This is a genomic window from Cupriavidus gilardii, from assembly GCF_017598945.1.
In the GTDB taxonomy this organism is placed as follows: domain Bacteria; phylum Pseudomonadota; class Gammaproteobacteria; order Burkholderiales; family Burkholderiaceae; genus Cupriavidus; species Cupriavidus gilardii_E.
On record NZ_JAGFTW010000038.1, the window covers coordinates 133,649 to 144,006 of the forward strand.

The 10,358-nt window shown below is 63.4% G+C and carries 8 protein-coding genes, 4 tRNA genes and 1 rRNA gene; all 13 read right to left on the bottom strand.

From position 1 onward, the window contains the following. Positions 1 to 15: 15 nt before the first annotated feature. Positions 16 to 4,122, bottom strand: a complete 4,107-nt coding sequence (rpoB, locus tag J5T34_RS14360) for a DNA-directed RNA polymerase subunit beta (RefSeq protein ID WP_208580308.1) — start codon at positions 4,120 to 4,122, stop codon at positions 16 to 18. Between the two features lie 406 nt (positions 4,123 to 4,528). Continuing rightward, positions 4,529 to 4,903, bottom strand: a complete 375-nt coding sequence (gene rplL, locus J5T34_RS14365) for a 50S ribosomal protein L7/L12 (RefSeq protein WP_174107803.1) — start codon at positions 4,901 to 4,903, stop codon at positions 4,529 to 4,531. 58 nt (positions 4,904 to 4,961) lie between these two features. Then, positions 4,962 to 5,480, bottom strand: a complete 519-nt coding sequence (gene rplJ, locus J5T34_RS14370) for a 50S ribosomal protein L10 (protein WP_174107882.1) — start codon at positions 5,478 to 5,480, stop codon at positions 4,962 to 4,964. Positions 5,481 to 5,888: 408 nt separating this feature from the next. Further along, positions 5,889 to 6,584, bottom strand: coding sequence for a 50S ribosomal protein L1 (rplA, locus tag J5T34_RS14375; RefSeq protein WP_208580309.1), 696 nt, complete (start codon positions 6,582 to 6,584; stop codon positions 5,889 to 5,891). Further along, positions 6,585 to 7,016: a 50S ribosomal protein L11 gene (gene rplK, locus J5T34_RS14380; RefSeq protein ID WP_053822688.1), complete on the bottom strand. Its 432-nt coding sequence runs from the start codon at positions 7,014 to 7,016 to the stop codon at positions 6,585 to 6,587. It abuts the gene before it with no gap. A gap of 179 nt (positions 7,017 to 7,195) precedes the next feature. Continuing rightward, the gene (gene nusG / locus J5T34_RS14385) at positions 7,196 to 7,774 is read right to left on the bottom strand and encodes a transcription termination/antitermination protein NusG (protein ID WP_174107801.1); all 579 of its coding nucleotides are present in this window, start codon (positions 7,772 to 7,774) and stop codon (positions 7,196 to 7,198) included. 10 nt (positions 7,775 to 7,784) lie between these two features. Next, on the bottom strand, positions 7,785 to 8,165 hold the full coding sequence (gene secE, locus J5T34_RS14390) for a preprotein translocase subunit SecE (RefSeq protein WP_208580310.1): 381 nt from the start codon (positions 8,163 to 8,165) through the stop codon (positions 7,785 to 7,787). 70 nt (positions 8,166 to 8,235) lie between these two features. Continuing rightward, positions 8,236 to 8,311 (bottom strand) — tRNA-Trp (locus J5T34_RS14395). 82 nt (positions 8,312 to 8,393) lie between these two features. Further along, entirely contained in the window at positions 8,394 to 9,584 is a 1,191-nt protein-coding gene (tuf, locus tag J5T34_RS14400; RefSeq protein WP_208580301.1) for an elongation factor Tu, read from the bottom strand. A gap of 43 nt (positions 9,585 to 9,627) precedes the next feature. Further along, positions 9,628 to 9,702, bottom strand: a tRNA-Thr gene (locus tag J5T34_RS14405). A 32-nt stretch (positions 9,703 to 9,734) separates the two neighbouring features. Further along, positions 9,735 to 9,808 (bottom strand) — tRNA-Gly (locus J5T34_RS14410). A gap of 51 nt (positions 9,809 to 9,859) precedes the next feature. Then, a tRNA-Tyr gene (locus tag J5T34_RS14415) sits at positions 9,860 to 9,945 on the bottom strand. Positions 9,946 to 10,255: 310 nt separating this feature from the next. Next, positions 10,256 to 10,358, bottom strand: a 5S ribosomal RNA gene (gene rrf / locus J5T34_RS14420); the annotation flags it as partial.

Genomic DNA, 10,358 nt, shown 5'->3' on the forward strand with positions numbered 1-10,358 from the left:
CGTTTCGCTCGAAGATCAGTAGCGATCCAGGTCGATATCGATACCCAGCGAGCGGATTTCCTTCACCAGCACGTTGAACGACTCCGGCATGCCGGCATCGATCGAGTGCTCGCCCTTGACGATGTTTTCGTACACCTTGGTACGGCCGTTCACGTCGTCGGACTTGACCGTCAGCATTTCCTGCAGCACGTAGGAGGCGCCGTACGCTTCCAGCGCCCACACTTCCATCTCGCCGAAACGCTGGCCGCCGAACTGCGCCTTGCCGCCCAGCGGCTGCTGGGTGACGAGCGAGTACGGGCCGGTCGAACGCGCGTGCATCTTGTCGTCGACCAGGTGATGCAGCTTCAGCATGTGCATCACACCCAGCGTGACCGGACGCTCGAACGCCTCGCCGGTGCGGCCGTCGTACAGCGTGACCTGCTGCTTCGATGCGGTCAGGCCCTTCTCCTTGGCGACTTCGTCCGGATAGGCCAGATCCAGCATGCGGCGGATTTCGGCCTCATGCGCGCCGTCGAACACCGGGGTCGCGAAGGGCACGCCCTTCTTCAGGTTGTTCGCCAGCTCCAGCACTTCGGCATCGGACAGGCTGTCGAGGTCTTCGGCCTTGCCGCTCTCGTTGTAGATCTGAGCGAGCAGAGCACGCAGCTCCTGCGCCTTGGCCTGTGCCTTGAGCATGTCGCCGATGCGCTGGCCCAGACCGCGCGCGGCCCAGCCCAGGTGGGTCTCGAGAATCTGACCCACGTTCATCCGCGACGGCACGCCGAGCGGGTTCAGCACGATGTCGGCAGGCGTGCCGTCGGCCATGTAGGGCATGTCCTCGATCGGCACGATCTTCGACACCACACCCTTGTTGCCGTGACGGCCGGCCATCTTGTCGCCAGGCTGCAGGCGGCGCTTGACGGCCAGGTAGACCTTGACCATCTTGATGACGCCCGGGGGCAGCTCGTCGCCCTGGGTCAGCTTCTTGCGCTTTTCCTCGAAGGCCAGGTCGAACTCGTGGCGCTTCTGCTCGATCGCTTCCTTGACCGCTTCGAGCTGGGCCGCGACTTCCTCGTCGGCCGGACGGATGTCGAACCAGTGGTACTTGTCCAGATCGTCCAGGTACTCCTTGGTCAGCTTCGCACCCTTGGCCAGCTTCTTCGGACCGCCATTGACGGTCTTGTCGATCAGCAGGCGCTCCAGACGCTGGAACGCATCGCCCTCGACGATACGCAGCTGGTCGTTCAGGTCCAGGCGGTAGCGCTTCAGTTCGTCGTCGATGATCGACTGGGCGCGCTTGTCGCGGGTCACGCCTTCACGGGTGAAGACCTGCACGTCGATCACGATGCCGCTCATGCCCGAGGGCACGCGCAGCGAGGTGTCCTTCACGTCGGACGCCTTCTCGCCGAAGATCGCGCGCAGCAGCTTCTCTTCCGGCGTCAGCTGGGTCTCGCCCTTGGGCGTGACCTTGCCGACCAGCACGTCGCCGGCCTCGACCTCGGCACCGATGTAGGTGATGCCGGACTCGTCCAGGCGGGCCAGTTGGGCTTCTGCCAGGTTCGAGATGTCGCGCGTGATTTCCTCGGGTCCGAGCTTGGTGTCGCGGGCGACGACCGACAGCTCCTCGATGTGGATCGAGGTGTAGCGGTCTTCGGCAACGACGCGTTCCGAGATCAGGATCGAGTCTTCGAAGTTGTAGCCGTTCCAGGGCATGAACGCGACCAGCATGTTCTGGCCGAGCGCGAGCTCGCCCAGGTCGGTCGAGGCGCCATCGGCGATCACGTCGCCGCGGGCCACGTGGTCGCCCACCTTGACCATCGGACGCTGGTTGATGTTCGTGTTCTGGTTCGAACGCGTGTACTTGATCAGGTTGTAGATGTCCACGCCGACTTCGCCGGCCACGGCTTCGTCGTCGTTGACGCGGATCACGATACGGTTCGCGTCGACATAGTCGACCACGCCGCCACGGGTCGCCTGCACGGCGGTGCCCGAGTCGACCGCGACGGTGCGCTCGATGCCGGTGCCGACCAGCGGCTTGTCCGGACGCAGGCAAGGCACGGCCTGACGCTGCATGTTCGCGCCCATCAGTGCACGGTTCGCGTCATCGTGCTCGAGGAACGGCACCAGCGACGCGGCGGCCGACACGATCTGCGACGGCGCCACGTCGATGTACTGCACGCGGTCCGGCGTGACCATGCGGGTCTCGCGCTCGCTGCCTTCACGCGCCGACACCAGCTCGTCGATCAGGTTGCCTTCGGCATCGACCGTCGCGTTGGCCTGCGCCACCACGTACTTGCCTTCCTCGATCGCCGACAGGTAGTCGACCTGATCGGTCAGCTTGCCGTTCTCGACCTTGCGGTACGGCGTCTCGAGGAAGCCGTATTCGTTCAGGCGGGCGTACAGCGCCAGCGAGTTGATCAGACCGATGTTCGGACCTTCCGGCGTTTCGATCGGGCACACGCGGCCATAGTGGGTCGGGTGCACGTCGCGCACTTCGAAGCCCGCGCGTTCGCGCGTCAGACCGCCCGGGCCCAGAGCGGACACGCGACGCTTGTGCGTGATCTCGGACAGCGGGTTGGTCTGGTCCATGAACTGCGACAGCTGCGACGAACCGAAGAACTCGCGGATCGCCGACGAGATCGGCTTCGAGTTGATCAGGTCGTGCGGCATCAGGTTCTCGGTCTCGGCCTGGCCCAGACGTTCCTTGACGGCACGCTCCACGCGCGACAGGCCGGCGCGGAACTGGTTCTCGGCCAGCTCGCCGACGCAACGCACGCGACGGTTGCCCAGGTGATCGATGTCGTCGACTTCGCCCTTGCCGTTGCGCAGGTTGACCAGGATCTTGATGGTCTCGAGGATGTCCTCGTCCTGCAGCACCATGCTGCCCTCGCCGCTCGGGCGGCCCAGGCGGCTGTTGACCTTCATGCGGCCCACGCGCGACAGGTCGTACGACTCTTCGCTGTAGAACAGGCGCTGGAACAGCGCTTCGACGGCGTCCTCGGTGGGCGGCTCGCCCGGGCGCATCATCCGGTAGATCGCGATACGGGCCGCGGTCTGGTCGGCGGTGTCGTCGGTGCGCAGGGTCTGCGAGATGTACGGACCCTGGTCCAGATCGTTGGTGTACAGCGTCTGGATCTGCTTGACGCCGGCTTCGCGCAGCGATTCGAGCAGCGTTTCGGTCAGTTCGTCGTTGGCGTTGGCGATCACCTCGCCGGTATCCGGGTCGATGATGTTCTTGGCCAGCACGCGGCCCAGCAGATAGTCTTCCGGCACGCTGATCAGCTTGGTGCCGGCGGACTCCAGGTCACGGATGTGCTTGGCGTTGATCCGCTTGTCCTTCTCGACCACGACACGGCCGTTCTTGTCGGCGATGTCGAAGCGCGCGACTTCGCCGCGCAGGCGCTCGGGCACGAACTCCAGCTGCGCGCCTTCGGCCTGCAGCGTGAAGTTGTCGAACACGAAGAAGTGCGCGAGGATCTGTTCCGGGGTCAGGCCGATCGACTTGAGCAGGATCGTCACCGGCATCTTGCGGCGGCGGTCGACGCGGAAATACAGGATGTCCTTCGGGTCGAACTCGAAGTCCAGCCACGAGCCGCGGTACGGAATGATCCGTGCCGAGAACAGCAGCTTGCCCGAGCTGTGCGTCTTGCCCTTGTCGTGCTCGAAGAACACGCCCGGCGAACGGTGCAGCTGCGAGACGATCACGCGCTCGGTGCCGTTGATCACGAACGAGCCGGTCGAGGTCATGAGCGGAATCTCGCCCATGTAGACTTCCTGCTCCTTCACTTCCTTGACCTTGCCCGGGTTCTCGCGATCGTTGATGATCAGGCGAACCTTGGCGCGCAGGGCCGAATGGAACGTCAGGCCACGCTGTTGACATTCCTTGACGTCGAACGGCGGGTTGGACAGGTGGTACGACACGAACTCCATACGGGCGAGCCCGTTATGGGAGACGATGGGGAAAATTGCGTTGAAGGCGGCTTGCAGGCCTTCGTTCTTGCGACGCGCGGGTGGCGTATCCGCTTGCAAGAACTGGGTGTACGATTCGATCTGGGTGGCTAGCAGGAATGGAACCTGGTGAACCGTCGCGCGCTTCGCAAAGCTTTTGCGAATGCGCTTCTTTTCGGTGAAGCTGTACGCCATGGGATCTCCGAATCATCGCAGGGCTGGCTGGACCTGACCGGCGCCTGAGGTGTTCAGCGACTGGGAGGGGATTTGGCGGTTGGCCGCTACCAACCTCTGGCTGACGGTGTCCGCACGCTGCGAACCGGCGCCATCATCCACGCGCGCCAGTTCGGGGAACACCCGACCAAACTTGTCTTCTGCAGTCGGTTCAGAAGACAAACATCAGCAGCAACCGCTTAGTGTGCCACTGATGTTTGGCCTCTGCTGCGGCCCCGAGTTTCACCCGGGAGCCGAGTAGGCAATGCATCACTTCTTGCGCCAGTGAGTGTCCGATAAAACACAATCACAGAAGCGCAAAAAGGCTGGCGCCGGGATTTCCCCTTTGCCAGCCCCATTCGCGTGCCGGAGGGCACGCGAAAACTGCTTACTTGATTTCGACCTTCGCGCCGGCGTCTTCCAGCTTCTTCTTGGCGTCGTCGGCGGTAGCCTTGTCCACGCCTTCCTTGACGGGCTTCGGTGCGCCATCGACCAGGTCCTTGGCTTCCTTCAGGCCCAGGCCGGTGATTTCGCGAACGGCCTTGATGACGCCGACCTTGTTCGCGCCGACTTCAGCCAGCACAACGTTGAACTCGGTCTTCTCTTCGGCGGCAGCGGCACCCGCAGCGCCCGGGGCAGCAGCCACGGCCATCGCGGCGGCGGACACGCCAAACTTCTCTTCGAACGCCTTGACCAGGTCGTTCAGTTCCATCACGGACATCGCGCCAACGGCTTCGAGGATGTCGTCTTTGGTGATTGCCATTTGGAAATACTCCTAGATTTGATTCGGTATCGGTATTGCGATCGGGACGAGCCTGGCCTTAGGCCGCGGCGCCTTCCTCGGCGGGGGCACCTTCGCTCTTCTTCTCGGCCAGCGCGGCCAGCAGGCGGGCAAAGCCCGACACCGGCGCTTGCATGACGCCAAGCAGCTGAGCAATCAGTTGGTCGCGGCTCGGGATCGAGGCCAGCGCCTTGACGGCGTTGACGTCGAGCACCTTGCCGTCGAACGACCCGGCGCGCAGGACCAGCTTGTCGTTGGTCTTGGCGAAGTCGTTCAGAACCTTGGCCGAGGCCACTGCGTCTTCGGAAATTCCGTAGATCAGCGGGCCGGTCAATTGCTCCGCGAGCGCGGCAAACGGCGTACCTTCCACGGCGCGGCGAGCCAGCGTGTTCTTCAGAACGCGCAGGTAGACGCCTTGCTCGCGGGCGGTGGCACGCAGCCTGGTCAGATCGCCAACCGTGATGCCGCGATATTCGGCCACGACGATGGTCTGGGCTTTGGCGACTTGCGCCGACACCTCAGCAACGACGGCCTTCTTATCTTCAATATTGAGTGGCACGGTTAAGCTCCAAAACGATGCGCGGTGCTCCGGCGACGGAGGACCTTGCATCAGTCCAAACGAACGGCGTCCGATTGGCCCGAATCACCCGGGGATCTCGCCCCGGACCATTCCAACCTTCGGGTTCGCCATCTACGCTGGCGGGCAGGCTGCCGTCACCTTGTTGCCGTGTACGGTCCCACCGATTAAGGCCATGCCCTGGCTTGCGCGCAAACATGACCGCCAGCGGTCTTTGATAACCAGCGGGACCGGCGGCTGGCGCCGGCACCACTGCCCAAAGCCTTTCTCTGGCCCGCCTTGGCGGGCCGGTCCCGGCGCAGGGCCGGAACCTTCGAATGCCTGGCCGACCGGTGTTATCGGGTCCGGTCGGCTGACTGACCAACGTGTGGCCAGCGTATTGCCAGCCGCTTAGGCGGCCAGCGAGGTCTGGTCGACGCGAACGCCCACGCCCATGGTCGAGGAGACCGCGATCTTGCGCAGGTAGACGCCCTTGCTGGTGGCCGGCTTGGCCTTGACCAGCGCGTCGATCAGCGCCGACAGGTTGCTCTTGAGCGCGGCGTCCTCGAACGAACGGCGGCCGATGGTCGCGTGGATGATGCCGGCCTTGTCGACACGGAACTGAACCTGACCGGCCTTGGCGTTCTTGACCGCCTGAGCCACGTCCGGCGTCACGGTACCGACCTTCGGGTTCGGCATCAGGCCGCGCGGACCGAGGATCTGGCCCAGCGTACCGACGATACGCATCGTGTCCGGCGAAGCGATCACGACGTCGAAGTTCAGGTTGCCGGCCTTGACTTGCTCGGCGAGGTCTTCCATGCCGACCACGTCGGCACCGGCGGCCTTGGCCGCTTCAGCCTTCTCGCCCTGGGCGAACACCGCCACGCGGACCGACTTGCCGGTACCGGCGGGCAGCACCACCGAGCCACGGACCACCTGGTCCGACTTCTTGGCGTCGATGCCCAGCTGCACGGCGACGTCGATCGACTCGTCGAACTTGGCCGACGCGCATTCCTTGACCAGGCCCAGCGCCTCGTCGATCGGGTAGAACTTGGTGCGCTCGATCTTGGCCTTGTTGGCCGCTACGCGCTTCGAAACCTTAGCCATTTACAGACCCTCCACGGTGATACCCATCGAGCGGGCCGAGCCGGCGATGGTGCGCACTGCCGCGTCCAGATCGGCGGCGGTCAGGTCGGCGTTCTTGGCCTTGGCGATGTCTTCAGCCTGGGCGCGGGTGATCTTGCCAACCTTGTCGGTGTGCGGCTTGGCCGAACCCTTGGTGATGCCGGCAGCCTTCTTGATCAGCACGGTGGCCGGCGGCGACTTCATCACGAAGGTGAAGCTCTTGTCGGCGTAGGCGGTGATCACCACCGGCACCGGCAGGCCGGGTTCCATGCCCTGGGTCTGCGCGTTGAACGCCTTGCAGAACTCCATGATGTTCAGGCCGCGCTGACCCAGTGCCGGGCCCACGGGCGGGGAGGGGTTCGCTTTACCAGCCGGGATCTGCAGCTTGATAAAGCCAATAATCTTCTTGGCCATCTTTACTCCAATCCGGACCGCTGCAAGTTCGGCAGTCAGTCCTGTTGAGTCGTAACGCGCTGTCGCCGGCCGCCTTGGGCGGACCTGGCCTCACGCTCCTCTTGTGCCCCTTGCGGGGCGTCGCCGGCCGCACCGCCAAAAGCGGTGCGACGCTGCGAATCCTGTAGCGAGCAGATCGATCAGACCTTCTCGACCTGGCCGAACTCGAGTTCGACCGGGGTGGCGCGGCCGAAGATGGTCACCGAGACGCGCAGGCGCGACTTCTCGTAGTTGACCTCTTCCACGTTGCCGTTGAAGTCGGTGAACGGGCCGTCCTTGACGCGCACCATTTCGCCCACTTCGAACAGCGTCTTGGGCCGCGGCTTTTCGACGCCTTCCTGCATCTGCGTCATGATCTTGTCGACTTCCTTCTGGGAAATCGGACTCGGACGATTGCGCGCGCCGCCGACGAAGCCGGTGACCTTGCTGGTGTTCTTCACCAGGTGCCACGTTTCATCTGTCATCTCCATTTCCACGAGCACATAGCCCGGGAAGAAGCGCCGCTCGGTCACCGAACGCTGACCGCCCTTCATTTCGATCACTTCCTCGGACGGCACCAGAATGCGTCCGAACTTGTCCTGCATCTCCGCGCGCTCGATGCGTTCCTGCAAGGCGCGCTGCACGCTTTTCTCCATGCCGGAGTATGCGTGGACCACATACCAGCGCTTCTTCGAAGGCGGCTGCGTAGGCGTGGTTTCCTGCGTTGCGTCGTCCGTCATGTCCTTCCCCTTATTTCCAGCCCAGCACGAGGGAGAAGATCACCCACTCGATCAGTTTGTCGGCAGACCACAAGAACAGCGCCATGATGACCACGAAGACGAACACCAGGCCCGTCATCTGTCCGGCTTCCTTGCGGGTCGGCCACACCACCTTGCGGACTTCCCGGTACGATTCCCTGGCGAATCCCACGAATTCCTTGCCCGGTGCGGACACCAGCGCGACGATCACGCCGAGCGCGATACCCGCGAACAGCGCGGCGCCGCGCACGTAGGCAGGCTGCTGCGCCAGCGCGTAGAAACCGATCACGCCGGCCACCACGAGCAGCACGGCCACGCCCAGCAGCCACTTGCCACTGGAGGTGTTGACGGTTTCGACGTTGGGATTGGCCATGTTTCGCAAACGAGACTAAGCCGCGTCACGATGGATCCTCTGTGGATCCGCCCGACGCGGCTGATTGAATTGGCAGGGGCAGAGGGAATCGAACCCCCAACCTTCGGTTTTGGAGACCGACGCTCTGCCAGTTGAGCTATACCCCTAAAACAACTTTGGGGTCGGCTGGAGCCAACCCCACTGGCGGCAAACGCGGCCGGTTGGTGCCGCGTTTGCTGTCGTGACTGCTTAGTCCAGGATCTTGGCGACGACGCCGGCGCCGACGGTGCGGCCGCCTTCACGGATGGCGAAGCGCAGGCCTTCTTCCATCGCGATCGGGGCGATCAGCTTGACGGTGATCGACACGTTGTCGCCCGGCATGACCATTTCCTTGTCCTTCGGCAGCTCGATCGAGCCGGTCACGTCGGTCGTACGGAAATAGAACTGCGGACGGTAGTTGTTGAAGAACGGGGTGTGACGGCCGCCTTCGTCCTTCGACAGGATGTACACCTCGCCGGTGAAGTGCGTGTGCGGCTTGATCGAACCCGGCTTGCACAGCACCTGGCCGCGCTCGACGTCTTCACGCTTGGTGCCGCGCAGCAGCAGACCGACGTTGTCGCCAGCCTGGCCCTGGTCCAGCAGCTTGCGGAACATTTCCACGCCGGTGCAGGTGGTCTTGACCGTCGGGCGGATACCGACGATTTCGATTTCCTCGCCGACCTTGATCACGCCACGCTCGATACGGCCGGTCACCACGGTACCGCGGCCCGAGATCGAGAACACGTCTTCGACCGGCATCAGGAACGTGCCGTCCACGGCGCGCTCCGGCGTCGGGATGTAGGTGTCCAGCGCTTCGGCCAGGTTCATGATCGCCACTTCGCCCAGCTCGCCCTTGTCGCCTTCGAGCGCCAGCTTGGCCGAACCCTTGATGATCGGGGTGTCGTCGCCGGGGAACTCGTACTTCGAGAGCAGCTCGCGCACTTCCATTTCCACCAGCTCGAGCAGCTCGGCGTCGTCCACCATGTCGCACTTGTTCAGGAACACGATGATGTACGGCACGCCGACCTGACGGGCCAGCAGGATGTGCTCGCGCGTCTGCGGCATCGGGCCGTCAGCGGCCGAGCACACCAGGATCGCGCCGTCCATCTGGGCGGCACCGGTGATCATGTTCTTGACGTAGTCGGCGTGGCCCGGGCAGTCAACGTGCGCGTAGTGGCGGTTGGCCGTCTCGTACTCGACGTGCGCGGTGTTGATGGTAATACCGCGTGCCTTCTCTTCCGGCGCCGCATCGATTTCGTCGTACTTCTTCGCGGCACCGCCGAACTTCGCAGCCAGCACCGTCGCAATCGCCGCCGTCAGCGTCGTCTTGCCGTGGTCAACGTGACCAATCGTACCAACGTTCACGTGCGGCTTAGTCCGCTCGAACTTTTCCTTTGCCATTTCGCGACTCCTGTCTCGGTAGCGATATTGCCAGTGCGGTATTTGGTGCCCATGGGCAGGATCGAACTGCCGACCTCTCCCTTACCAAGGGAGTGCTCTACCACTGAGCCACATGGGCGAAACTTGATGACTGCCGTGCAGCAATCCTGCTGGAGCGGGTGAAGGGAATCGAACCCTCGTCGTAAGCTTGGAAGGCTTCTGCTCTACCATTGAGCTACACCCGCCCGGGTTACTTCACTTCACCGACATTGCCGGACTGCTGCTGCATTGCATTCTGGTGGAGAGGGTTGGATTCGAACCAACGTAGGCGTAAGCCAACAGATTTACAGTCTGCCCCCTTTAGCCACTCGGGCACCTCTCCGCAGAGAACTTGCGATTATGGTGTAATCGCCCCCGCCTGTCAAGCGCTTTCCCTCTGTTTTGCCAGGAAATCGGCTTGTTCGATCGTCGGCGGAAACGGGCTGCGGGGGCCCGTGGCGAACCATCTTCGCGGACACCGGAAACGATGTCCTCTCACCCTATAGGCGGCCGCGGAACGCCTTGAAACGCCTCAGGAGCCGCCCGAATAGCAGGTTCAGCAACCTGGCTTGGCCGAGGCGGAGATGCGCTTGCCGCCGCCGCAAAGCAAAACGCCCCAGACCTTGGGAGATCTGGGGCGTTTTCAAAGGAGAGCCTGGCGATGACCTACTTTCACACGGGTAGTCCGCACTATCATCGGCGCGAAGTCGTTTCACGGTCCTGTTCGGGATGGGAAGGGGTGGTTCCGACTTGCTA